We start from the raw sequence: 25600 nt of genomic DNA, 5'->3' as shown, positions 1-25600 counted from the left end.
GTTTTTTTTATCTATTCAGATCCATCAAAATTATAGTAGATCCTTTTTTCTTATATTTTGGTTCTTCTCTTATAATTAAACAAAATATAAATTAAAAAACCAATGAGCCAAGCTCCGAATACAACGCCAATAAAGATCATGCGAATAGACGGATGAAGGTAATTGGGTTGATAAAATAGGCGCTCCAATGTCTTGAATCTTTCGGACAGTGCCTTTCTGTCAAAATAATTTTTGATCCCACCATTCAACAATTCATGATTGTGCTCTTTATAATAGAAAACATTTTTGGCCAGCTCTTCAGGAATGATTTGAGTTTCGATCTTATATTTTTTCAATAAGGTATTCAACTTCTGGAAATTGGAAACCAAGGAATCCTGCTTGTATTTGTAAAGCAATTCGTATCGTTTTACTGCGGCATCAAACTGTTGTTTTTCTTTCGGAATTCCTTTAACAGGCTTATACAAGGTATTATTTTCAATAAATATGCAAATATCTTCATCATATCCGGGATTGACCTCCTGCCCTTTATACATAATCTGGGTACTGTCTTTTATAACATTCTTCTTAATGATTCGCTGCAGGAGTTCTTCTTTACCAAAACCAATACGGTCCAAAACTGAACTCGTAGCAGTAGAAATTTTATCTAAATCAGCAGTCAGCATTTTTAAAGTATCAATGCTGTAATATTTCGATTCTACACTATAATATTGATCAGAAATCAAAGTACTGTCTACGACCTCCATCACCGGATAAGGTTTTGGATAAAGAATATTGACCGGATTGAATAGCTTATCCGAACTGTAAGAAGTGTCATTGTATAAAAACGGATTTAAAACATTCAACAGGGTTTTATCTTTATTGAATTTTGACTCAGACAGCTCCGATTTTAATTTTGCATTGAGGCCAAAACTATAACTTACAAAAAAAGTAAAACTGAAAAAGGAAATCAGGAGCAATACCCCTCCAATTTTAAGCAAATCAGGACGAGAATAATTTTGTTTCGAATGATTTTTCAGTAAAAATATCAGGAAGAAAAGTAAAAACAATCCACTTATAAAAACGTGAGAAATGGATACATCATCATAAAACTTAAACCTGTAGAATTCAGTATAGATGTTGATATTCCCTATTCCTTCAAACTTAAAATACCCATATACAAAATAGCCCAGATGAATGAACAGGAGTACTCCAAAAGATTTTGCAAAGAATTGCTTTAATTTTTTATCCATATTTTATTTTGAGAAGTGATTCTCAAATATAAATAAACCGTTATAATGAACAATATAAATGACAATTATAAATTAAGATAATTTAAAACAGAAAATGACATCACATCATTACCACTCTATTTTTACTGCAACTTCCTTCAAAATAAAATAAATTTTGCCAGATTTAGGCTCATTTTCTCACATCAATCTATGCTTCATTTATGGCATAATTATACAAAAGTTCAGCAATATCTTTATCTGTAAAATCCAGATGATCTGACTTTTTGATTTCTTCAAGCACATTGATAAAATAAGGAAAACCAAATAAGCTGTAATATCTTATCCCGTCTTTAACAAATTCAAGGCTGCCTTCTGTGGTTTCAATTTCAAAAAATGCTAAGGTATTGTTTAACTCTAAAGGCTGCTCCATATAGATTTCAACAGCTTCAGACTCTTGATCTAATAACTGATCCTGGCAAAAATCTTTATAAGAACCTCCGCTTCGGAAGTAATTGATTAATTCTGATAAATTCATATTGTTTTGTACGGCCTTGAAAATTGATTCATTTTATTCATCACCTTATGGGTATATGAATACGAAAAGCAGCCGTGATTGCAAATTTACCGAAAATTAGAGATGAAAATAAGCTGGTTAAAAAAAAATACAGCTTCAATGAAGCTTTACTTATATAGTAGAAGAAATGACGTTATCATTTTTAGTTATTAACTTACAAATAGCAACCGAACAAAAAAAGCAAGTTCGTGGAATGGAGTCATTTTTTAATTAATTTTAATTCAATATAATCTGCCGAAAAACCTCCATTGCGGCTACCAGATAATCATTATACAAATATAACGGATTCCGTTTTTATTCTTTATCCCATTTTTCGGATCAGATCATTTCAGCTGATCGTTTTCATTAAAGTTCAAACAGTTAATTAATCATAAGATTACCATTAATTACAATGCTGGTCATAGTATTTTATTACTTTTGTATTCCCGAATGGGGGATTTTTTACTTTTTTCAAAATAACCAGACAAAAACTATGAACCAGATAACTCCATGCAGCCTGCCTACGATACAAGAAAAAAGACGGAAAGGGGAGATCAGTATGATTTCAAAAATACCTTATCTTTTTCAAACTTTCGCCAATGGATCTTTCGATCCGGATATTGATAAGAAAATATTCTGCTGTCAGAGCTCTGATATCCCATTTTTTTTCACGCAAACCGTAATATCCGGGGGATTTTTACGTTTGACAGTAAACTAAGAATCATTTTACCTAACATTGAAAGTTTGACCCGTCTAATTTCACTGTTCTGCAGGATCAGCTTACCATCAATCCATTAAAATAGACTATTTGACAGATATCTACTCCATTAAAAATGTAAACTCAATGCAAAAATTGTTTTTTAAGACTGCCGTCACGGCCGCTGCCCTCTGTTTCAGCTCCATGGCCCTGGCGCAGCAGAAATACTCCGTAAGCGGTACAGTGAAAGACCATAAGAATGGCGAACTGCTGATCGGGGTTACTGTAAAAGTGAATGAAGATCCTTCGATTTCTGTAGTGGCCAACGAATATGGATTTTACTCGCTTTCCCTTCCTGAAGGAAACTACACCCTGATTGTTTCTTATCCGGGCTACCGTGATTATGAACAGGCTATAAAAGTTGAACAAAACACAAAAGTAGACCTTCCTCTTGACCAGGAAGATCAAAAAATAGGAAAGATTGACGAGGTTGTTATTTCCGGAGTTAAAAAGAATAAAAATCTTACCACCGCTCAGATGGGAACAGAGACTCTGAGCATTAAGAATATCGAAAAACTGCCGGTTTTATTCGGGGAAAAAGATGTTATGAAAACGATACAGCTTTTACCGGGAATAAAAAGCAATGGTGAAGGAAGCAGTGGATTCAGTGTAAGAGGGGGCGCTACAGACCAGAACCTGATCTTACTGGACGAAGCACCTGTCTATAATGCTTCGCACTTACTTGGCTTTTTCAGTACGTTCAACAGTGATGCGCTGAAAGATGCAAGCATTATCAAAGGAAACAGCCCTGCGCAGTATGGAGGCCGTCTTTCTTCGGTAATGGATGTTAAAATGAAAGATGGAAACAATAAGGATTATAATGTGAATGGTGGAATTGGCCTGATCAGCAGCAGACTGAGCGTGGAAGGTCCTATCCAGAAGGAAAAATCTTCATTTATCGTTTCCGGGAGAAGAACGTATGCCGATCTTTTCCTTAAGACCTCCGATGATTATAAGGATAGTAAACTGTACTTCTACGATCTGAATTTGAAAGCAAATTACCAGATCAACGACAACAACCGTCTTTATTTATCCGGATATTTTGGAAGGGATGTTTTGGGATTGGGCGATACGTTCTCTACAGACTGGGGAAATACAACCGCTACCCTTCGATGGAACAGCATCATCAACAGTAAATTGTTTTCGAATACTTCATTCATTTACAGCAATTACAATTATAAAATCAGTCTTAAAAGCAATGATAATACTTTTGGTTTAGATTCTCAGATTGAGGACTGGAACCTTAAGCAGGATTTTACCTGGTTTGCGGGCAATAAACATTCCGTACGTTTCGGGTTTCAGTCTATTTACCATACGATTACCCCAAGCAGTGCTTCGGGAACAAGTGTGAGCAGTTTTCCAAGAAATCCGAGAAAATCATGGGAAAATGCGGTGTACATTAATGATGATTTCAAAGCTTCTGACAAATTCACGGTGAACTACGGTTTGAGACTTTCTATGTTCAGTGTTTTAGGGGGTGACACGTATAATACGTATGAAAACGGAGTCGTTACAGACAGTCGATTTCTGGAAAAAGGGAAATTCGGAAAAACGTATGTTAATCTTGAACCGAGAATTACAGCGAACTACCGTATTAATGAGGTCAGCAGTGTGAAAGCAGGATATTCCCGCAATACGCAGAACCTTCATCTTCTGAGCAACAGCAGCAGCGGAAACCCTACAGATCAGTGGATCGGAAGCAGCTACAGTGTAAAACCTGAAATCGCAGACCAGATCAGTGCAGGATACAGCAGAAATTTCAATAACAATAATTATGAACTGAATGCGGAGATCTATTATAAATCTATGCAGAACCAGATCGACTTTAAAAACGGTGCGCAGATCTCATTTGATACGGCAGCTGATGTAGAAAGTGAATTGCTGTTCGGTAAAGGAAGAGCGTATGGTCTGGAACTTATTGCGAAAAAGAAAAGCGGAAGACTAACCGGATGGATTTCTTATACGCTATCTAAAACGGAGCGAAAAATCGATGGAATTAACGATAATGAATGGTATAATGCGAGAATGGACAAAACACATGACCTTTCTATCGTTGCCACTTATGAACTGAATAAAAAATGGTCGTTATCAGGATTATTCCTTTACAGTACAGGTAACGCAGTTACTTTCCCTACCGCAAAATATGAACTGAACGGACAGACTATCTTTCAATACAGCAGCAGAAATGCGGACCGTATGCCTTCCTATCACAGAATGGACCTGAGCGCGACCTATGAACCGGAATCTACGAAACGCTTCAAAGGATCATGGTCTTTTGGTATTTATAATATCTACGGCCGTGAAAATGCCTACACCATTACCTTTGAAGATAACCCGAATAACCCTGGAACTACCCGCGCTATGCAGACTTCATTATTCCGTTGGGTACCCAATGTCACGTATAATTTCAAATTTTAGATCATGAAGAATATTATTTTTATCATATTAACCCTGTTTTTATTCTCTTCCTGTGAAAAGGAGATCGACCTGGATCTGGACGACAAAAGCGGAAACATTGTCATCGAAGGTAATGTAACCAATCAGCCGGGACCTTATTTTGTAAGAATAACCAAATCGGTAGCCTTTAGCCAAAATAATCAGTATCCTGCGGTGACCGGCGCTCAGGTTGTTTTAAGTGACAACACGGGGCAGACAGAAACCTTACAGTATGTAGGGGACGGGAAATATAAAACCACCAATTTTACAGGCGTTACCGGACGTACCTATACCCTGAAAATACAGGCTGAAGGAAAACAATATACCGCCCAAAGCTCTATGCCTGAAGTGGTGAATTTTGATGGACTTACACAGGATTCTTTTACTTTCGGAGGAGAGACTACTTATACCCTTCTTCCTGTTTTTACGGATCCGATAGCTTTAGGAAACCGTTATCTTTTCAATTTTACGGTGAATAACATGACTAAAAAAACGTTTGAAGTATTTTCAGATAATGTGAATAACGGATTGGTGAACCAAAGACCACTACTCCTTCCGAATGAGGACGATGACAAAGATCCGACTGATCATAAGGTGGTGCCTGGAGATACGATCTATGTTGAAATGCAGTCTATTGATCACAACATATTCACCTATTATTCTGCTCTTCTGCAGATTTCAGGGGATGGAGGCCCGGGTGCAGGGGTTACTCCTTCCAATCCTCCGAGCAATATTGATAATGGTGCTTTAGGATATTTCTCAGCCCATACCTCACAGAAAAAAAGTATTGTGATTCAGTAGATCAGGATCGCGATTGTATAGATAAAGGCTATCCCAACAAAGGAATAGCCTTTTTTGTGAACCACCCCGTCAAAAATTCTTTGAATTTTCGCCACCCCTCCACGGGAGGGGAATTGTTCTTATCATTTCAATAGGATGATCAGGAGGGATTTTTTGGTTTTTAACCGCACATATGAACAACTGTTTATTCAGTATTACACCCTCGATAGAATAAGACTTAACTTAAAAGCGAAAAGTATTGTACAATAAGTTTTCCCCATAATAAGATTGTTTAATTTTGTGTAAACTTTTGGATGCAGTCCGATAAAAAGCCAATGTCATGTTTTTTAAGTGATGAGATGATTAATTTTAAAAAAAATATTCTCAGTGAACATATACGCAGCAATGATGATTGATTTTCTACCATAAAAGTCGTGGGATCCCTTTAATTTGATTAAATTTACGTCTTATCAAAAAACAGTTTATAAACGACGTATGAATAAAAAAAATGCCACGATATACGACATTTCAAAGAAGCTCAATGTAAGTGTAGCTACTGTTTCCCGGGCATTGAATGACAACCCAAGAATAAGCGAAGCCACAAAAGATCTGGTCCGGAAAACGGCCAAGGAAATGAACTATAAGCAAAACAATCTGGCTAAAGCCTTGAAAAGCGGGGAAACAAAAAACGTAGGCATTATCGTTCCTTATATCAATACCAATTTCTTTTCATCGGTGATCCGTGGCATTGAGGAAGAACTGTCTCCTCATGGTTATCATGTCATCATTTGCCAGAGTCATGAAGATGTCACTATTGAAAAAAGACAGCTGAGTACATTGCTGAATGCTCAGGTAGATGGGATTTTCATGTCGGTTTCCAAAACGACTGTTGATACAGAACATATTAAAAACATTTTAGAGACAAGCAATACACCGATTATCTTTTTTGACCGTAAAAAGGACATTCCGGGAATCAGTACGGTAACGATCGATGACTACCGCGCCGGGTATATGGCAACAGAGCACCTGATCAAAGAAGGTTATAAAAACATCTGTCATTTTGCGGGCGATCTTAACCTTGAGATCTATCAGAATCGTCTTAACGGTTATAAGCAAGCTTTAGTGGATCACAATTTTCAGGTAAAAGAGGAAAACATAACCTTTACAGGCAGTTCCATTGAATCCGGAATTGAAGCGATCAAAAAACTCTGGGATAAAAAATCAGTTCCGGATGCCATCTTTTCTGCCAGTGACTTTGCTGCTCTTGGAGCCTGCCAGGAACTGAAAAAACGTGGGGTAAAAATTCCGCAGGAAGTGGCTGTGATTGGTTTTTCTAATGAACCTTTTACGCAATTCATGGAACTTCCGATCAGTTCTGTAGATCAGACTCCGGTGATCATGGGAAATATGGCGGGACGGGTTTTTATTGAAAGTGTAAAGGAAAATGGTTCCGGGGTTTCTATTGAGAAAAAAGTGGTGTTAGCACCGCAGATCTATATCAGGAAATCTTCTAAGAGGAAATAGATTTCTTTTGTCCTGAAAAAAGATTCGCCGAGACAAATACGTGATAAAACTCTATTTATCATCCCTGAAAGAGTCTAAACTCTGATCTTTTTATTTTGTTTTGGGTTAAAGTCAATGGTGAATTTATCTTTTACTAAAGGAACTAAAGTCCATTCCTAAAGGTATAAGCTTCGTGTTTATTCGTGAAAACATTCGTGCTATTGGTGTTTAAAAATAAAAGAAAATGCCTCCTACCAACGTAGAAAGCATTTTCAACCCTAATTATTTAATAGAAATTATAAAGATACGCCCCGTCTCCAGGGAATAAAATCATTCTGATTTAAAATGGCCGCTTTTGTTTTTATGTTTCCGCTGGCCACTTCGATAATAAACTCTAACAGTTCTTCCGCTTTTTCATCAATTGTTTTTTCTCCGGTAATAACGTCACCTGTATTGAAATCGATGATATCGGGCATTCTCTCTGCCAGAATGGTATTGGATGATATTTTCACCACAGGAACTACCGGGTTTCCGGTTGGCGTTCCCAAACCTGTCGTAAATAAAACAATGTTGGAACCTGAACCCACCAAAGCTGTCGTGCATTCTACGTCATTTCCGGGCGTACACAGGAGATTCAAACCTGGTTCTTTGATGTATTCTGTAAAATCAAGAACATCATTAATGGGTGACGAACCTCCTTTTTTAGCTGCTCCGGCAGATTTCATCGCATCGGTGATCAGTCCGTCTTTAATATTTCCCGGTGAGGGATTCATATCAAAGCCTGATCCCGCTGCCACAACTGATTTTTCAAAATCTTTCATGAGCTGTAAAAATCTTTCGGCATCAGCTTCATTCACACAACGATTGACCAGTTCCTGCTCTACTCCACATAATTCCGGAAATTCTGAGAGAATGGTTGCTCCTCCGATTCCAGCCATCAAATCTGACAATTGTCCTAGAACCGGATTGGCAGAAATTCCTGAAAAACCGTCTGAACCGCCACACTCCAATCCTAACACCAGTTTTGAAACAGAGGCAGGTTTTCTTTCGATTTCATTAGCTTGTTTAATGGCTTCATAAGAATCTTTGATAATTCCGTTCAGCATTTCATCTACTGTCCCGGACTTTTGCTGCTCGTAAACGATGATGGGCTTTTTATTGTTTGGACTGATTTTTTCTAACGCATCTGTAAAAATCTGAACCTGCAAATTCTGACAACCCAAGCTCAAAACCGTTGCACCAGCTACATTCGGATTATTAACATATCCTGCCAACAATCTGCCCAATGCTTCTGCATCCTGACGAATTCCGCCACAACCGCCCTGATGGGTAATAAATTTTACATCAATATTTTTAAAAACCCGGGAATTCTGATCTTCTTCAACAACTGTTTCTGTTTCAGAATTATTGATGAGTGATCTTAATAATAGCTGATGTTTTGTTACTTTTTCAAAGAGCAGTTCTTTTTCAAAAACATCTTTTAAAATCTCAACATTTCTGTTTTCACAAAAAACCAAAGGAAAAAAGAGCCAGACATTTTCTGTTCCCACCTGTCCGTCCTCACGGTGATATCCCATGAACGTTTTGTCTTTCCATTGGTCCACATTCGGAGCGGTCCAGGAAGTTGTTTCTGTTTTTCCTTCTACTTTTGCACTTTGGTGCTTAACATTTTCTGTGGTGATCACCTCTCCTTTTTGGATCGGCTGACTTGCTTTTCCAACTAAAACGCCGTACATGATGATGGAATCACCAACAGCAAGGTCTTCAGTCACGAATTTATGTTTTGCCTTCGTGTCTTTTATAATATCATAAGTAAGATCACCTAAAGTAACCGTTTCCCCCTGCATCAGATCTACCAATGCTACTGCTACATTATCTTTGGGATTTACTTTCAGTACTTTCTTTTGCATGATTTCTTAAGAATTGAATTGGATAAAATTTTGATAGGCTGTTTCCATATCATGGTGATCAATTTCCCACAGTGCTTTTGCCACTGCAGAGGTCAAACCATCGACCTGAGTAAGGTCGGTGTCCCAGAAAGCCGTTTCGCGTAAAGCCAATGCTGCCACTTGCTCATGATCTTCGTTTTCCCAGATCTCTCTGAATCTGTTGACAACGGACTCTTCATCATTTAAGGGTAACGGTTTTTCACCCAAACTTCCCTGATAGAATCTGATTAAACTTGCCAATGAGAAGGTTAAATTAAGCGGGAGTTTTTGATTAATATCAACATACCCAAGCAAGCTTGGAAGAATTCTTACTTTAAATTTAGAAACAAAATATAAAGCAATACTTGCCTGATAATGTTTGATAAAAGGATTTCTGAACCGGTCGAAAACCTCATCTGCAAAGTCTTTTAGTTCGCTTTCGTCTAAACCTAATGTAGGATTGACCTCATTGAAAATCGTATCCCTTAAAAACTGACCGATAAACGGGTCATCAACAGATTCTTTGACGGTTTCTTTTCCTGATAAAATAGCCGGAGCCAGCATCAATGTGTGACCTCCGTTCAGAATTCTCACTTTTCTCAATCGGTAAGGCTGAATGTCATCCACTACTAAAATCTGTTCATTGATCTGATCAAATGGAATTCTTGCTTTTAAATTCCCGGCCTCCTGAATTACCCAAAGCAGGAAAACTTCAGAAACAACCATCATCCGGTCCTCGTAATCCAGTTGGTCTTCGTAGGTTTCTGCCTCATCTTTCGGATACCCCGGAACGATCCTGTCTACCAGAGTATTGTGAAAGTAATTATTCTGTTCTATCCATTGTACAAAACCCTCTTCCAGATTCCAAAGCTTTGCATATTTTAAAATGATTTCTTTTAAAGCCAGCGCATTATCTTCGATCAGTTCACAAGGAATAATTCTCAAGCCCTTATCTTCTGCTCCCTTGAAATGTTTAAATCTTTCATGGAGTAAAACGGCAACTTTCGCAGGGAAGTTTTTGTGTGGACCAGCATAATTATTTTCTGATTCATCGTAAGCAATCCCGGTTTCTGTTGTATTGGAGAAGATAAATTCCAGTTCCTCTTCTTTTGCCAACGCCAGGAATTCATCATAATGGGTATAAGGATTAACAGATTTCTGAATGGCTGAAATCACCTGTTTGGTATCAATGATTTCTCCTTTCTTAATGCCTCTTGAGAAAAGCGTGTATAAATTATCCTGCTCTTCAAGCTTATGAACCGAACCGCCCTGAGTAGGCTGAACATTGACAATTCCTGCATTAAATCCTGCTTTTTTATTTAATTGATCAATCACATAATCTGTGAATCCTCTCATGAAATTCCCCCCTCCAAACTGTACGATTTTAATGGGAAGTTTTTCCTGAGAACCGTTTTGCTTACGGCTTAATTGATGTTTTATCTGATTTTCCATTCTTCTAATTTGAATATGCTTTTTTGTTTTAAACACCAGTTTTGCTAAGGTTTTAAATAGTTTTCTGTTCTATTTTACCTTCACAAGGGCGTTTGATTTCGTCGAATCTTCGATTTCACTCAGCAATGGGAGTATAGAATCTATTCTTATTTACTGATCACTTTATATTGGGGAACCAATGCTTTCATGACGCTCCATGCAATGAGGTAAGCAACAGCACACACTGAAAAAATGATCATATATCCTTTATCGATTCCGTCTGAAACTACAGCTCCGGACTTCTCCAGCTGTTCGAAAAAACCTTCCGGTAATCGTTCGTTGACGTATTGCGGATATTTTTCCAGTAAAGGAATTCCGTCAACGGTGCTCCATGCTTTATGCGCATGATCGAATAATACTCCTGAAGATTTGTTGATTAAAAACGATCCGATTCCTCCTGCCATACCGCCGATTCCAGTGATGGTAGCAATGGCTTTTTTAGGAAACATATCGCCTACAGTGGAGAAAATATTGGCCGACCAGGCCTGATGGGCAGCTCCGGCAATTCCGATGATCAGAACGGGAATCCAGTAAGTGATGGAACCTAAAGGCTGTGCCAGCAATGCCAGCAACGGGAAAAAGGCAAAGATCAACATGGCTTTCATTCTTCCGGTATAAGCATTCATTCCTCTTTTTTCAACGAAATATTTTGGAAGCCAGCCGCCGATAATAGACAGTAAAGTGATCATGTAAAGGACAAACAAAGGCAGTGCACTTTGAGTGGAATCCATTTTATAAACGGAACTTAAATAGGCGGGTGTCCAGAACAAAAAGAACCACCAGATTCCGTCTGTCATGAATTTCCCGAAAGCGAAAGCCCAGGTTTGTCTGTAGCTAAAGCATTCTCTGAAAGAAAATTTCTTTTCGGGAACACTTGCATCTGTATTGGGCAGATCATCCTGATCTTGCTGAATATACGTTAGTTCATGCTCATTTACCTTATGATGTACGTGTGGTTTTTTGTAATAAAATACCCAAAGTCCCATCCATACAAACCCTAAGGCTCCGATGATGATAAATGCCCATTCCCAGCCCATTGATCTGGCAATAAAAGGAATGGTAATCGGTGCTGCCAAAGCGCCTACAGTAGCTCCGGCATTGAAAATACTCGTTGCTAAGGCTCTGTCTTTTTTAGGAAAATATTCGGCGGTTGTTTTGATGGCTGCAGGAAAGTTTCCAGCTTCACCCACAGCCAGTACGAAACGGGCAAAGATAAACAGGGTTACACTTGTGCTGATAATGGCGCCTACATGATCTACTCTTCCTATTATTTCTTTAGACTCTGCAAAGCCTACCATCCAGTTTCCGGTTAAAACGCCAGAAGTGGCAATTCCGCAAAAGGCGTGTAATACGGCTCCTACAGACCAAATAGCAATAGCCCAAAGGAAACCTTTTTTGGTGTCCATCCAATCGACAAATTTCCCTGCGAAAAGCATACTTACCGCATAGAATATAGAAAATAATGCGGTGATATTTCCGTAATCATTATTGTTCCAGTGGAATTCCGGCGCAATGAAATCTTTCCATGTCAGGGACAAAACCTGTCGATCCATATAATTGATCGTCGTTGCAATGAACAGCAGAAAGCATATCGTCCATCTGAATGTACTCGGTTTCGGGAATATTTCTTTTTTCATATCAATCTTTAATAGTATTGATTTTTATTGATTCTTGAAACAAATGAGAGCAAAAACGCTCCTTTCCATGCTGTTTTCAGCAAGGACTTATTAATTGTGAAAATCGTTTTTATTTAAAACTAAACCATTTCTGAAACGTTAAGTTGTTAAGAATAGTCGGGTTACCTTTGCTTTAGAAATCCAATTGATTTTCTTGATACCTCTTGACTCATTCAAAGATCTTAGTGGTTTAATACGTTTATTTTAAACTGATAATCTTAATTCTTTAATAATTTGAATTGAATTAGCTACAGTCTCTGTAATTTTTTCGTAATCATATTCCCCGTTTTCATTTTTCACAAACAACTGCGACCCCAATCCTACGCAATAAGCTCCTGCCGAAATCCATTCTGAGAGATTTTCTTTTGTTGGCAATACTCCACCTGTAGGCATGATATTGGACCAGGGCATCGGACCTTTTACAGCTTTGATGAATTCCGGTCCTCCCACTTGTGTTGCCGGGAAAATCTTAACAATTTCAGCACCCAACTCTTCTGCGTAAGAAATTTCAGAAACCGAACCGCAACCGGGCATCCATGAGATTTTTCTTCTGTTGCAAACTTTCGCCACCTCAGGATTTAATACCGGAGCAACGATGAAATTGGTTCCATTCTGAATATATAAAGAAGCTGTTCCTGCATCCACTACAGAACCTACTCCCAGGATCATTTCAGGAAGTTCCTGTGCTGAATATTTCACCAGCTCTGCAAAAACTTCGTGCGCAAAATCGCCTCTGTTCGTAAATTCAAAAACACGGGTACCGCCGTCATAGCAAGCCTTTAAAATGTTCTTGCCAATCTCTGCATCAGCGTGATAAAATACAGGAACAATCCCTGTTTCTTTTACTTTTAATGCCACTTCTATTCGGGTAAATCTTGCCATAATTATCTTTTTATTCTTCCTCCTGAACTTCCGTTCATCACTTCCAAAATGTCTTCTGCACTGCAGTAGTTGATGTCTCCGGGAATTGTATGTTTGATCGCGCAGGCTGCGTTGGCGAATTTCAGTGCTTTTTCGTCATCGAAATTCATTAAACCATAAATCAAACCTGCGGCAAAAGCATCACCGGTACCAATTCTGTCGATCACGGGATTTACTTCCAGAAGCTCAGTCTCAAAATACTGGTCCTGAACCCAAGCTCTTCCCTGGGTTTGCTGAGAACTTGCAGTGATCCCGATTCTGATTTTATCGAACACTTTCCGGATGGAAGGTATTTGATGTTTTAATTCCTGACAGGCTTCAATGAAACCTTGTTGATCTGATGAAAACTGAGTTCCTAAAATTTCGTTGATCTCATTAACCCCGCCAATAAACAGCGTTGAGTAGGAAACCAGCTCTTTTAAAATGTCATTTCCATTTTTTCCGTATTTCCACAGATTGGAACGGTATGCGGGATCTGTCGTGATATGAATTCCCATTTCCTGAGCTGTTTTCAACCCTTCTTTCAACGTCTCGTATGCTGCTTCGGAAATTCCGGGGCTGATCCCTGTCCAGTGAAAATATTTACAGCCGTCGAGCGCTTTTTTCCAGTCTATCTGGTCCGATTGAATGTTGGCAAAAGAGCCGTTCAATCTGTTGTAAGCGATTCTGCTTGCCCGAACTGATGAACCTGCTTCAAGGAAATATAAACCTAAAGGATGTTCGTTTTTGGTCATGAAACGGGTGTCGATTCCAAAACTTTTAATGAAAGAAACAGCCGATTCACCTACGAAGTCATCGGAAACACTGCTGATATGTCTTACATTACAGCCCATGGTAGCCAATGAAGAAGCAACATTAAGTTCCGTTCCGCCGAAGAAGAATTCCATTTCGTGGCTTTGTTTCATGACTCTGTTTCCCGGAGGTGAAAGCCTCATGATGACTTCACCGAATGTGACTATTGTATTGCCCATCCTGTTTATTTAAAAATCAAAATAATGTTTAGCATTGTGATAGCAGATATCAGAGATTGTTTTTCCAATCAGGTCGATATCGTCAGGTAATTCACCGTTTTTCATTTCTTCTCCAAACAGGTTACACAATACTCTTCTGAAATACTCATGTCTCGGGTACGAAAGGAAACTTCTTGAATCCGTCAGCATTCCTACAAAACAACTGATCAGTCCCATATTGGAAAGGGCGTTCATTTGTTTGATCATTCCGTCTTTCTGATCCAGGAACCACCATCCGGACCCGAACTGTACTTTTCCTTTGATGCTGCCATCGTTGAAATTCCCGATCATGGTCGCAAAAATCTCGTTATCGGCAGGATTTAAGTTATATAAAATGGTCTTTGTTAATTGGTTTTTTCCGTCTAATGTATTTAACAATCTGGACAGGGTTTCAGCCTGAACGAAGTCACCAATGGAATCCCAACCTGTATCCGGACCGAGGATCCGGTGCATTCTTTCATTATTATTTCTCAGTGCTCCCAGGTGGAACTGCTGAACCCAGCCGAATTTGTGGTAGGTTTCGCCTAAGAATAATAAAATGGCAGTTTTGAACTGATTAACCTGCTTTTCAGCAATCACTTTTCCTGATAATTTATCATTGAAAATGATGTTTACTTCAGCATCAGTTGCTTCCTCGAAAGAAATATTATTCAGTCCGTGGTCGCAAAGCCTGCATCCGTTTTCGTGGAAATATTCAATTCTTTTAAGCAACGCATCACATAAAGTCTGATAAGAATTAATCTCAATACCAGCGGACTCGCCTAATTTTGAAATATAATCTGCAAAATTGTGATTTTCAATCAAAATTGCCTTATCCGGACGGAAAGCTGTGCTTACTTTGATACTGAAGTCGCTTTTCGCCAAATCCTGATGATAATTCAACAGATCGGTAGGATCTTCCGTGGTACAGAGAGATTCTACGTTCATCATTTTTAATAATCCTCTTGTTGATTTTTCAGGCGTCTGAAGCTGAGCGGTGATGTTCTCGTAAATTTCCGATGCATTGTCTGCATTCAGCAATTCATCAATTCCGAAATATCTTTTTAATTCTAAATGCGTCCAGTGATACAATGGGTTTCTCAAGGTATATGGGACTGTTTTCGCCCAGGCTTCAAATTTTTCTTTATCTGAAGAATCTCCGGTAATGAATTTTTCGCTGACACCCAGGGTACGCATCGCTCTCCATTTGTAATGGTCGCCTGCAATCCATACTTTTGAGATATTTTCAAAAACCGTGTCTTCTGCAATATCTTTAGGAATCAAATGATTATGATAATCAATGATCGGTTGTTTTTCTGCGAATCTGAAGTACAGTTCTTCAGCTTGTTTATTGTGTAGTAAAAAGTTATCTGTAATAAAAGGTTTCATTCTAGTCTAATTCTGTTGTTACTCATGAGCAGGTTTCCCGATGGTGGCCAAAATTCCTCCATCTACGTAAATAATCTGTCCGTTGATGAATCTGCTTGCGTCAGAGGCTAAGAAAATAGCCGTTCCTGCAAGATCTTCGGGATTGCCCCATCTTCCTTCCGGAGTTCTGCTGATGATAAAATCATTGAAAGGATGTCCATCCACTCGGATAGGTTCTGTCTGAGAAGTCGCAAAATATCCGGGACCGATACCGTTCACCTGAATATTGTGTTTTGCCCATTCCGTCGCCAGATTTTTGGTGAGCATTTTAAGTCCGCCTTTTGCAGAAGCGTATGCTACTACATTATCACGGCCCAGCTCACTCATCATCGAGCAGATGTTGATGATCTTTCCGGCTTTTCTTTTGATCATGTGTTTGCCGATTAACTTCGACATGATAAAAGGTCCTGTAAGATCTACATCGATTACTTTTCTAAAGTCTTCCACTTTCATCTCAATTGCCGGAACACGTTTGATGATTCCTGCGTTATTGACAAGGATGTCTATTTTTCCGTGGGTAGCCTCCATGAGAGCTACTTTCTGAGCGGCTTCCAGTTCGTCTGTAACATCAAAAAGATAACCTGTTGCTTTGTATCCCTTTTCGTGATAATACGCTAAAGCAGCCTCTAATTTTGATGGTGTTGTACTTGTAATAGCCAGTTCAGCACCTGCCGCAGCAAGACCTTCAGCCATTGCCATTCCCAATCCGTGAGTACCGCCCGTAACGACCACTACTTTACCGGATAAATCAAATAAATTCATTAGAAAAATTACTTTAGTTCGTTAGTTTTGATCCCGTCCATATCGCCGTAGTCCATATTTTCTCCGGCCATACCCCAGATAAAAGTATAGTTGGAAGTTCCCACTCCTGAATGAATAGACCATTCCGGAGACAACACCGCTTCATGATTTTTCATAAAAATATGACGCGTTTCATGAGGCTGCCCCATCAGGTGGTTTATCGTCTGCCCTTCTTCCAGATCAAAATAGAAATAGGCTTCCATTCTTCTGGCATGAACATGCGCAGGCATCGTATTCCATACACTTCCGGGTTGAAGTTCTGTCATTCCCATTTGAAGCTGACAGGTTTCAAGAACACTGTTAACAATCAGTTTATTGATGGTACGTTTGTTAGCATATTTTTCTTCACCCAGCTCTACAATTTCAGCTTCATTCTTCGTGATCTTTTTTGTTGGATAGGTATGGTGTGCGGGAGCTGAATTGATATAAAAGTAAGGCTGTTCAGCCCCATCTTTTTCAAAAACCACTTCTTTTGTTCCTTTTCCAATGTACAGGGCTTCTTTATTTCCGAGCTCATATACTTCGCCATCCACTGTTACTTTTCCTGAACCTCCCACGTTGATGATTCCCAGCTCTCTCCTGTCAAGAAAATGTCCTGCTTTCAGATCGTCTGTGGGTTCCAGTTTCAAGGCTGTTGATACGGGCATTACCCCTCCTACAATAAGCCTGTCATACATAGAATAGACCAGTTTTATTTTATCTTCATTAAATAAATCATCGATTAGAAACTCCCTCCTGAGGTCTTCTGTTGAATATTTTTTCACATCTTCAGGATGGTGGGCGTAACGAAATTCTGATTGTGTCATACTACTTGATTTTTATCCTTTTCACTTTGCGGTTTTATCAAACCTGTTAAACATTGCGTAATCGATTGCATAAATTACACTAAAATTGAGCAGAAATACTTGTGGGATAAATATATAATTATTCTTTAATTAGTTCACAAAAAATTAATTTTAATTCATAAATTACTGATTTACAATTAAATAAAATGATATTATAAAAGAAAAACAGAGAATTTTTGAAGAAAATATGAGATTTATATTAACCAAAATTAATGCTCAACATAAGGTCAAATATAAAATCATGCCAAATAAAACAGTACAATTTAAAATACTAAATCAGTATAAATAATGAAAAATTCATCTATATACTCTATATAATAAGACTAAACGTTATCAACTAGAAAATACAGTCTCCAATTTCAGGTGTAAAAGATGACAAAAATCAGGAAATGAGTGAAAATTTTCTTCTTAAGGACGAATTTTGGAGATTTTTGGGGCATCAATCAGGCTAAATTTTAAGCAGTTTTTAAGTTTTAAAATGTTAAACAGTAAAAAAATATAAAAAATCAAAAAGAATTAACAGAAGACATGCAACATCAACAAAATACTGATAAACAATATTTTATATAAATGTAACTAACCCATATTTTATCAAAATGAATGAATTAAACATTCAAATTAATGAAAAAATAATATTTTTTTCTTTGCATATTGGAAAATAATATTAGTTTAGGAGCCAGAATAAAAGAATATGAAAATTTACGCAATCGATTGCACAATAAAGGCGTAAAATTTTTTAACAAGATCTACCACTAGAATAAGCAGAATACTTCATAATCCAAAAACAAAAAACGATTGAAAAAAAACTTTCAACCAGGAATTAAAACTATAAGGATACAAAATGGATAAAAAAGTACAATCAATAAAGTGGTTATATTTAACTGTCTTTCTACTTCCTGTCCTTGCCATGGCTCAAGAAAAAGATAAGGAAACCAAACTGGACGATGTGGTTTTGGTAGGATATACAAAAGTTTCTAAGAAAGACGTTACAAACGCTGTTTCTTCAGTGAAAGGCGAAGCTCTTAAAGATATGCCTTCCACGAATGCGGCAGAAGCAATTCAGGGAAGACTTGCAGGAGTACAGGTATCACTCAGTGAGGGATCTCCCGGAGCTGATGTGGATATTGTAGTCCGTGGAGGAAACTCCATTACGCAAAGCAACGCACCGCTCTATATCGTAGACGGTATTCAGATGGACAATGCGCTGAGTATTTTATCTCCAAAGGAAATAGAATCAATAGAAGTCCTGAAAGACGCCTCATCCACCTCGATTTTCGGTTCCAGAGGAGCGAACGGAGTGGTATTGATTACAACAAAAGGAGGTCGTAAAAAAGCAAAGACTACCATCAATTATAACGGATTTGTAGGGGTAAGAAAAATTCAGAATAAAATTGATGTTCTCGATCCTTATCAGTACGTCCTTTACCAGTACGAGCAATATTATAAAAATGGCTTAGAAGCTGATATTACTACATTTAATACACGCTACGGAACCTTCGATCAGCTGGGTAAATATAAGTCCATGAAAAAGACGGACTGGCAGGATAAGGTCTTTGGGAGAGAAGCATTCAACTTTACCCATAACGTTTCTATATCAGGGGGATCTGAAAATTCTGCCTTCGCATTGACATTGAATAATGTTCAGGAAGACGGGGTGATGATTGGTTCTGCCTTTAAGCGTAGTATGGCGAACTTCAAATATGATTATGATGTTTCGAAGAAGTTAAGCATTGGTCTTAATGCACGATACAGCAGACAGATGATTTATGGAGCAGGAACTTCTGCTTCCGGTTCACAGAGTACGAACAGATTAAGAAACGCCATACGATATCAGCCTTTTGAAGGCGGGTCATCTGTAGATGTGGATGAGTTTGATCCTTTATTTGCAGATCAGACGAATCTTGTAAATCCTGTTTTATTAGCCAATGATGAAGTTAAAGAAAGCGGAAGAAATGATTTATTGCTTAACGCAACTATTGATTATAAACTAAGCAAGGACTTTACTTTCCGTAGTGTGATCGGATATGTACAGAGAGATCAGCTCGTTAATCAGTTTTCTGGTCCTGTGACTACACTGGCAAGACAAAATAATGACCAGCCGGTTGTATTTTTAAGTAACAGTCAGTCCAGAAGAGTCACCAATACCAATACCCTGAACTACAGAAAAACCTTTGGAAACCATAAACTGGATTTATTAGCAGGTCAGGAAACGGTAAGAACGGATGGTGAATCGATGTCTATCAACATCAAATGGTTCCCAAAATCTTCTTCAGCCCAGGAAGCATTTGCGAATGTACAACTGGCTTCCCCTCCATCAGGAATGGTTCAGGATGCGCCTAAAACAATGGGAGATATAGACCGCCTTGCTTCATTTTTTGGAAGAGCAAACTACATCTACAAAAACAAATATATTGCAACGGTATCCATGAGAGCGGACGGCTCAAGTGTTTTCAAACCAGGCTCGAATCAATGGGGATATTTTCCGGCAGCTTCATTGGCATGGAAAATCAAAGAAGAAAATTTCTTAAAAGAAAACAATTCAATTAACGAATTAAAACTCCGTTTAGGATTCGGAAAATCCGGAAACAACAGAATCGGAGCCTTCTTATATGATACATTTTTTACTTCTTCATCAGATTACGGGTATGCTTTCGGAACCAGCGTTACTCCAGGGGCTACCACCGGGAATATCATGGCCAACCCGAATGTAAAATGGGAAACCGCCAGTTCTTATAATGCAGGTTTAGACTTCGGTTTATTTAAAGGCAGACTATACGGTACTCTTGATGTGTATAAAACCGATACAAAAGATCTTTTGTTATTGGCTAAAATTCCTCAAACTTCCGGCTATGAATATCAATATCAAAACTCCGGAAGCAGCGAAAATAAAGGGATCGAATTATCAATGGGTGGTGCGATTATCAACAAAGAAAATTTTTCATGGAAGATCGATGCCAATATTTCTTCTAACAGAAATACAATTAAAAGCTTAGGAAATAATGCATCCGCAAGTGCCAATTATTACTACTACCCTTCCGGATGGCAAAACAACCTGTTTGATTTCTTAGTACAGGTAGGCAAGCCGGTAGGTACTTACTGGGGATATGTGACTGCCGGAAGATATGAAGTGAGTGAGTTCAATTATGATGCAGCAACTCAGGCGTATTCTCTAAAGGCAGGGGTAGCCAGTTCAGCAGCCGTAGCCAATGGAGCAAAACCAATCCAGCCGGGAGATCTTAAGCTGAAAGACATTAACGGTGACGGGGTGATTGACAGTAAAGATATGACTGACTTAGGAAGTGCACAACCCAAATTCTATGGGGGGTTCACTCAGACTTTCAGATATAAAAACTGGGATATGAGTTTGCTTTTCAACTTCTCAATCGGAAATAAGGTCTACAATGCCAATAAGATAGAATACAGTACACAATATCTTTACAAAGACAATAATATGCTGGCAGAAGTTGCCGACCGATGGAGATGGTTTGATGATGCGGGAGTAAAGGTGACAGACCCTACTGCTCTTGCAGCTCTTAATGCCAATACAACAATGTGGACTCCGCCTGCAGGAGCCTATTTCCTGCATTCCTACGCCATTGAAGACGGATCTTTTTTGAGACTAAACAATGTTACCGTTGGATTCAGTTTGCCAAAAGGTTCTCTGGAAGCTATTGGTGTTAAAAACCTGAGACTATATGCTACGGTAAACAATTTATTTACCATTACAGGATATTCAGGATTTGATCCTGAGGCTAATACCAGAAGAAACCCTCTTACGCCTGGAGTAGATTATTCTGCTTATCCGCGAAGCAGATTTATTTTATCAGGAATTGATATCACTTTCTAAAACTAACCCTATGAACAAAAATAAATTCTTAGCCATTTTCTTTTCTCTTGTCGGTATGGCTTCTGTTTATTCATGCAGCGACTATTTAGAAGTAGAAAACTTATCCAATACAGCAGAAAAACAACAATTCGACTCTGCCTCAGATACTTTTGCAGCGTTGGTTGGAGTTTATAACAGCGCTATGGGCGACAATACCTATGGGCAGAGAATGAACCTTATTCTTAGCCAGTCCGGTGACGATTTCAGGACATCGGGAGATTACAATGCCAATGACCGAAGAGGAATCAGCTGTTTTGGAGCAGTGCCTACCAACACTGAACTGTTAAGACCTTTCTTAGATACGTATGCAGGAATCGAAAGAGCGAATCTTGTTATTAAAAATATCCCCATCTCACCTGTGTATCAGACGGGATCCGCAGCAGACAAAAAGCTGATGGACAGATACCTGGGCGAAGCACTTACTTTAAGGGCTCTGTTTTATTATGATCTGATCAAAAACTGGGGTGATATTCCTTTTCAGGAGGTTCCTTCAGCAGATCTTGCCACAGTATATTTACCTAAAACAGACCGTGATGTTATTTATGATAAAATCTTAGATGACCTTGCTAAAGCCGCAACATTGGTTCCATGGAAATCTGAAGCGGGAACCACTGCCCAAAGAATCTCTAAGGCCGCAGTTAAAGGTTTGAGAGCAAGAATTGCACTGGCAAGAGCCGGATATTCTCTACGCAGAAGCCCGCAAGCGATGGTACAGGGTTCCAATCCTCAAAAGTATTATCAGATCGCCTACGACGAATGCAAAGATATTATCAATTCCGGAGAACATAAACTTAATCCTAGTTATGAAGGTCTTTTCAGATCATTGCACACCAATTCTCAGGATGCAACGAATGAAGTGATCTTTGCAGTAGGCGCTTTCGGAGGAAACTCAAGAACAGATTCCAAGATCGGATACTACAACGGATTAAGACATGATGATACAGACTGGAAATCAGCAGGAGGAATCAGTGCCATCCCAACGTATTTCTATGAATTCAGCAAATTTGACCTGAGAAGGGATGTGAATATTGCCATCTTCAGAGTAAGCACAACCAAGCAGGAAGATCTTCAGACTTCTATCAACTGGAATGATGCTAAATTCAGAAAATCATGGACCAACATTACCGGAACATCACAAAATTTAGGGATTGACTGGCCACTGTTAAGGTATGCTGATGTTTTACTGATGTTTGCCGAAGCTGACAACGAATTACACAATGGGGCTTCACCAGAAGCTGTTAGTGCCGTACTTTCTGTAAAGCAGAGAGCATTTGCCGGAAATTTAGGACAGGTTGGAACGATACCAACGGGTAAAAATGACTTCTTTAACTTCATTGTGAAAGAAAGATTATTGGAATTCGGAGGAGAAGGATTAAGAAAATATGATCTGATCCGCTGGAACCTATTGGAAACAAAAATCAATGAAACCAAGCAGAAACTTGTTGCTTTCATGAACGGAACGGGAGCCTATGCCAATGTTCCTGAATACATTTTCTATAAAAAGCCCGCCTCTACCGTGGTGAATTATGTTCCAACGAAGACGGCTCAGCAAAATGTACTGGACATGGATCTTTATGTGAACGGAATCGCGAAAGCAGATGTGTTCTACAGTCCGAATCAAAGTGTTGCAACTCCTACAGGATACACCAAAGTGAACTGGAGACTGGCTATGACACAACCTTACATCAGTGGAGATCCTATAAAAAGTTATGCGCACTATTTCGAGCCTAACAAAAAAGAACTTCTCCCGATCGCCCTGGATGTCATCAATTCAAATTACAATCTTACCCAGGATTACGGTTATTAGACAAATAGTTTCACATTCATATTAAGTAGATACAGACTTTCTCTTCACAGAGAAGTCTGTATTTTAAACAAAACCATTCAATGAGAATTTCCGCTCTTCTTAAAGATTTTAAAGTGTTGACCGTTTTTTCGATCGTGCTGATCGGTCTTCTTTCTTTCAAAACCAGCGATAAAACCATCGTGGTTTCGAAAGACGGAAAAGGCAATTTTACAACAGTACAACAGGCTATCGATGCTGTCGAAAATGGTTCTGCTTCAGAAACAAAAATCATTATTAAAGCCGGAGTTTACAAAGAAAAAATCACCATTCCTGAAACCAGGGGAGCCATTTTTATGGAAGGAGAAAATCCTGAAAATACGGTCATCACGTACGATGATTTTGCTTCCAAAAAGAATCAGGAAGGAAAAGAGATCGGAACAACAGGTTCTTCCACTATTTTTATCTATTCAAACGATTTTACTGCAAAGAATATCACATTTGAAAACAGTTCAGGAAAGGTAGGACAAGCTGTTGCTGTTCTGACCACCGGTGACAGAATCGTTTTTGACAATTGCAGGTTTCTGGGAAATCAGGACACTTTATATCTGAAAGGAGCACAGGATTTTGCAGACAAAAGCAAACCTTCAAGAAATTATTTTAAAGACTGCTATATCGAAGGAACTACAGACTATATTTTCGGAGCGGGAACAGCTGTTTTTGAAAACTGCACTATTTATTCCAAAGAAGGTGCATCTTATGTGACCGCCGCTTCTACTCCACAGGGCCAGGCTTTCGGATTTGTTTTTATTCATTCTAAAATTATTGGAAATGCTACCCAAAACTCAGTGTACCTGGGAAGACCCTGGAGACCTTTCGCCAAAACAGTCTACATCAACTGCGAAATGAATGCTACTATCAGACCTGAAGGATGGCACAACTGGAGCAAACCGGATGCTGAAAAAACAACGTTCTATGGAGAATTCAATTCAAAAGGAACCGGAGCTAATGCATCAAAAAGAGTTTCATGGTCGCATCAGTTAACACGGGAAGAACAAAAAAAATATACCGCAGACTCTATTCTCAAAGGAAGCGACCGCTGGAATATTAGAAAAATTCTGCAATAAACCTCAATATCAACGGTTTTCATCATGAAAAAACAATGGACCAAGCTATTCACGATAGGCGTTTTATGCGGTACAGGTGTGTCCGCTGAAGCTCAGAACGTATTGAGTTTCCCCGGTGCAGAAGGTTTCGGGAGGTATACATCCGGTGGACGCGGCGGAAAGATTTATTTGGTAACAAAAACTTCGGATGACGGTTCAGAAGGAACCCTCAGATATGCCCTCAACCAAAAAGGTCCAAGATATATTATCTTTAAAACAGGAGGGACCATCTATCTTCAATCCCCGTTAAAAATACATGAAGGCAACGTAACGATTGCCGGGCAGACTGCCCCGGGAGACGGAATTACGATTGCCAATTACGAAACTTTTGTAGCTGCAGACAATGTAATCATCCGGTACATGAGATTCAGAATGGGGGATCAGAAAAAATTTGAAGGCGACGCCCTTGGCGCAAGATTCATTAAAAACCTGATCGTGGATCATTGTTCGATGAGCTGGTCTACCGATGAGACCGTTTCTATTTATAACAATGAAAATACGACGCTTCAATGGTGTATCATTGCAGAAAGTTTAAGAAATTCTGTTCATCAGAAAGGACCGCACGGATACGGAGGAATTGCCGGAGGAAAACAGGCTTCATTTCATCATAATCTGTACGCGCATCATGACAGCAGAAATCCAAGATTGGGTGAGTACGCAGGAAGTAAGTTTGCTTTAACCGATCTTACAGATTTCAGAAATAATGTGATTTATAATTGGGGCCACAACAATACCTATGGAGGAGAAGCAATGAACGTGAATATCATTAATAATTATTACAAACCCGGCCCTGCAACGATGACGAAAAAAAGAATTGTTGCGATTGATAAAAATGAAAAACCGGAAACTGAAGTCTACAATATCTGGGGGAAATATTACATCAACGGAAATGTGGCAGAAGGAAGTTCTGAAGTTACCAAAGACAACTGGACGGAAGGCGTCTTCAGCCAGATGAAATCTTCTTACCATCTGACAGATCAGGACAAAAACGCTATTAAAATGAGTAAGCCACATGATATTCAGAATGGTGTAGAAACACATTCTGCACAGGAGGCTTATGAGAAAATTATACAGTTGGCAGGGGCCAGTCTGGTGAGAGATGCTGTGGATCTGCATGTCTTAAAAGATGTCAAAAACCGAAGTTTCACCTACCAGGGTTCAAAAGGAAGCACCAACGGAATCATCGACTCTCAAAAGGATGTTGGCGGATATCCCAATCTGAAAGAAGGAAAACCACTCCCCGACTCTGATAACGACGGGATGCCCGATGACTGGGAAATCAAACACAGTTTGAACCCAAAACTCTCCAACGCCAACGGAAGAGATTTAGAGAAGGACTACGACAATATAGAAGTGTACATCAATGATATTGTCCATAAAATAACCGGGGGACAAAAAAACTAATAACCATGAAAACTTTTTGTTAAACCCGGTTATATAATAAAAACG

General features: G+C 38.9%; 17 protein-coding genes. 7 read left to right on the top strand and 10 right to left on the bottom strand.

Annotated features, from left to right (window positions below):
* Positions 1–50 precede the first annotated feature (50 nt).
* On the bottom strand, positions 51–1229 hold the full coding sequence (locus BUC06_RS14395; RefSeq protein ID WP_073334710.1) for a hypothetical protein: 1179 nt from the start codon (positions 1227–1229) through the stop codon (positions 51–53).
* A 187-nt stretch (positions 1230–1416) separates the two neighbouring features.
* A complete protein-coding gene (locus BUC06_RS14390; protein ID WP_073334709.1) occupies positions 1417–1743 on the bottom strand; it encodes a hypothetical protein in 327 nt (108 codons plus the stop codon).
* A gap of 862 nt (positions 1744–2605) precedes the next feature.
* Here BUC06_RS14390 and BUC06_RS14380 point away from each other — a divergent pair.
* From BUC06_RS14380 to BUC06_RS14370, 3 genes are all read left to right on the top strand, one after another.
* A complete protein-coding gene (locus BUC06_RS14380) occupies positions 2606–4936 on the top strand; it encodes a TonB-dependent receptor (protein ID WP_073334707.1) in 2331 nt (776 codons plus the stop codon).
* Positions 4937–4939: 3 nt separating this feature from the next.
* A complete protein-coding gene (locus tag BUC06_RS14375; protein WP_073334706.1) occupies positions 4940–5755 on the top strand; it encodes a DUF4249 domain-containing protein in 816 nt (271 codons plus the stop codon).
* A 474-nt stretch (positions 5756–6229) separates the two neighbouring features.
* Positions 6230–7258 carry a LacI family DNA-binding transcriptional regulator gene (locus BUC06_RS14370; RefSeq protein WP_073334705.1) on the top strand — a complete coding sequence of 343 codons (1029 nt, stop codon included), beginning with the start codon at positions 6230–6232 and terminating at the stop codon, positions 7256–7258.
* Positions 7259–7533: 275 nt separating this feature from the next.
* Here the strand turns inward: BUC06_RS14370 and BUC06_RS14365 are convergent, their stop codons facing one another.
* The 8 genes from BUC06_RS14365 to kduI form a co-directional block, all read right to left on the bottom strand.
* A complete protein-coding gene (locus BUC06_RS14365) occupies positions 7534–9147 on the bottom strand; it encodes a UxaA family hydrolase (RefSeq protein WP_073334704.1) in 1614 nt (537 codons plus the stop codon).
* 6 nt (positions 9148–9153) lie between these two features.
* The gene (locus BUC06_RS14360) at positions 9154–10617 is read right to left on the bottom strand and encodes a tagaturonate reductase (RefSeq protein WP_073334703.1); all 1464 of its coding nucleotides are present in this window, start codon (positions 10615–10617) and stop codon (positions 9154–9156) included.
* A gap of 146 nt (positions 10618–10763) precedes the next feature.
* Positions 10764–12293 (bottom strand): MFS transporter, encoded by a 1530-nt coding sequence (locus BUC06_RS14355; protein WP_073334702.1) that lies wholly within the window; start codon positions 12291–12293, stop codon positions 10764–10766.
* 243 nt (positions 12294–12536) lie between these two features.
* Positions 12537–13214, bottom strand: coding sequence for a bifunctional 4-hydroxy-2-oxoglutarate aldolase/2-dehydro-3-deoxy-phosphogluconate aldolase (locus BUC06_RS14350; RefSeq protein ID WP_073334701.1), 678 nt, complete (start codon positions 13212–13214; stop codon positions 12537–12539).
* Between the two features lie 2 nt (positions 13215–13216).
* Positions 13217–14224: a sugar kinase gene (locus BUC06_RS14345; RefSeq protein ID WP_073334700.1), complete on the bottom strand. Its 1008-nt coding sequence runs from the start codon at positions 14222–14224 to the stop codon at positions 13217–13219.
* Positions 14225–14233: 9 nt separating this feature from the next.
* Entirely contained in the window at positions 14234–15631 is a 1398-nt protein-coding gene (gene uxaC / locus BUC06_RS14340) for a glucuronate isomerase (RefSeq protein WP_073334699.1), read from the bottom strand.
* 18 nt (positions 15632–15649) lie between these two features.
* Complete coding sequence (locus BUC06_RS14335; protein ID WP_073334698.1) at positions 15650–16432, bottom strand: gluconate 5-dehydrogenase; 783 nt, start codon at positions 16430–16432, stop codon at positions 15650–15652.
* Positions 16433–16440: 8 nt separating this feature from the next.
* A complete protein-coding gene (kduI, locus tag BUC06_RS14330; RefSeq protein WP_073334697.1) occupies positions 16441–17277 on the bottom strand; it encodes a 5-dehydro-4-deoxy-D-glucuronate isomerase in 837 nt (278 codons plus the stop codon).
* Positions 17278–18157: 880 nt separating this feature from the next.
* Here kduI and BUC06_RS14325 point away from each other — a divergent pair.
* The 4 genes from BUC06_RS14325 (at position 18158) to BUC06_RS14310 (ending at position 25555) form a co-directional block, all read left to right on the top strand.
* Complete coding sequence (locus BUC06_RS14325; RefSeq protein ID WP_073334696.1) at positions 18158–21163, top strand: SusC/RagA family TonB-linked outer membrane protein; 3006 nt, start codon at positions 18158–18160, stop codon at positions 21161–21163.
* A 10-nt stretch (positions 21164–21173) separates the two neighbouring features.
* Positions 21174–23009 carry a RagB/SusD family nutrient uptake outer membrane protein gene (locus BUC06_RS14320; RefSeq protein ID WP_073334695.1) on the top strand — a complete coding sequence of 612 codons (1836 nt, stop codon included), beginning with the start codon at positions 21174–21176 and terminating at the stop codon, positions 23007–23009.
* Between the two features lie 80 nt (positions 23010–23089).
* Positions 23090–24112, top strand: coding sequence for a pectinesterase family protein (locus BUC06_RS14315; RefSeq protein WP_073334694.1), 1023 nt, complete (start codon positions 23090–23092; stop codon positions 24110–24112).
* A 24-nt stretch (positions 24113–24136) separates the two neighbouring features.
* Complete coding sequence (locus BUC06_RS14310; RefSeq protein WP_073334693.1) at positions 24137–25555, top strand: pectate lyase family protein; 1419 nt, start codon at positions 24137–24139, stop codon at positions 25553–25555.
* The last annotated feature ends 45 nt before the right edge of the window (positions 25556–25600 follow it).

Source organism: Chryseobacterium carnipullorum, assembly GCF_900142785.1.
Taxonomy (GTDB): Bacteria; Bacteroidota; Bacteroidia; order Flavobacteriales; family Weeksellaceae; genus Chryseobacterium; species Chryseobacterium carnipullorum.
Note: the sequence above shows the minus strand (reverse complement) of the source record. Positions and strands in the feature narration are given on the sequence as shown.

Coding starts and splice junctions, on each gene's coding strand:
- BUC06_RS14395 (WP_073334710.1), bottom strand. CDS start 1,229: ATGGATAAAAAATTAAAGCAATTCTTTGCAAAATCTTTTGGAGTACTC.
- BUC06_RS14390 (WP_073334709.1), bottom strand. CDS start 1,743: ATGAATTTATCAGAATTAATCAATTACTTCCGAAGCGGAGGTTCTTAT.
- BUC06_RS14380 (WP_073334707.1), top strand. CDS start 2,606: ATGCAAAAATTGTTTTTTAAGACTGCCGTCACGGCCGCTGCCCTCTGT.
- BUC06_RS14375 (WP_073334706.1), top strand. CDS start 4,940: ATGAAGAATATTATTTTTATCATATTAACCCTGTTTTTATTCTCTTCC.
- BUC06_RS14370 (WP_073334705.1), top strand. CDS start 6,230: ATGAATAAAAAAAATGCCACGATATACGACATTTCAAAGAAGCTCAAT.
- BUC06_RS14365 (WP_073334704.1), bottom strand. CDS start 9,147: ATGCAAAAGAAAGTACTGAAAGTAAATCCCAAAGATAATGTAGCAGTA.
- BUC06_RS14360 (WP_073334703.1), bottom strand. CDS start 10,617: ATGGAAAATCAGATAAAACATCAATTAAGCCGTAAGCAAAACGGTTCT.
- BUC06_RS14355 (WP_073334702.1), bottom strand. CDS start 12,293: ATGAAAAAAGAAATATTCCCGAAACCGAGTACATTCAGATGGACGATA.
- BUC06_RS14350 (WP_073334701.1), bottom strand. CDS start 13,214: ATGGCAAGATTTACCCGAATAGAAGTGGCATTAAAAGTAAAAGAAACA.
- BUC06_RS14345 (WP_073334700.1), bottom strand. CDS start 14,224: ATGGGCAATACAATAGTCACATTCGGTGAAGTCATCATGAGGCTTTCA.
- uxaC (WP_073334699.1), bottom strand. CDS start 15,631: ATGAAACCTTTTATTACAGATAACTTTTTACTACACAATAAACAAGCT.
- BUC06_RS14335 (WP_073334698.1), bottom strand. CDS start 16,432: ATGAATTTATTTGATTTATCCGGTAAAGTAGTGGTCGTTACGGGCGGT.
- kduI (WP_073334697.1), bottom strand. CDS start 17,277: ATGACACAATCAGAATTTCGTTACGCCCACCATCCTGAAGATGTGAAA.
- BUC06_RS14325 (WP_073334696.1), top strand. CDS start 18,158: ATGGATAAAAAAGTACAATCAATAAAGTGGTTATATTTAACTGTCTTT.
- BUC06_RS14320 (WP_073334695.1), top strand. CDS start 21,174: ATGAACAAAAATAAATTCTTAGCCATTTTCTTTTCTCTTGTCGGTATG.
- BUC06_RS14315 (WP_073334694.1), top strand. CDS start 23,090: ATGAGAATTTCCGCTCTTCTTAAAGATTTTAAAGTGTTGACCGTTTTT.
- BUC06_RS14310 (WP_073334693.1), top strand. CDS start 24,137: ATGAAAAAACAATGGACCAAGCTATTCACGATAGGCGTTTTATGCGGT.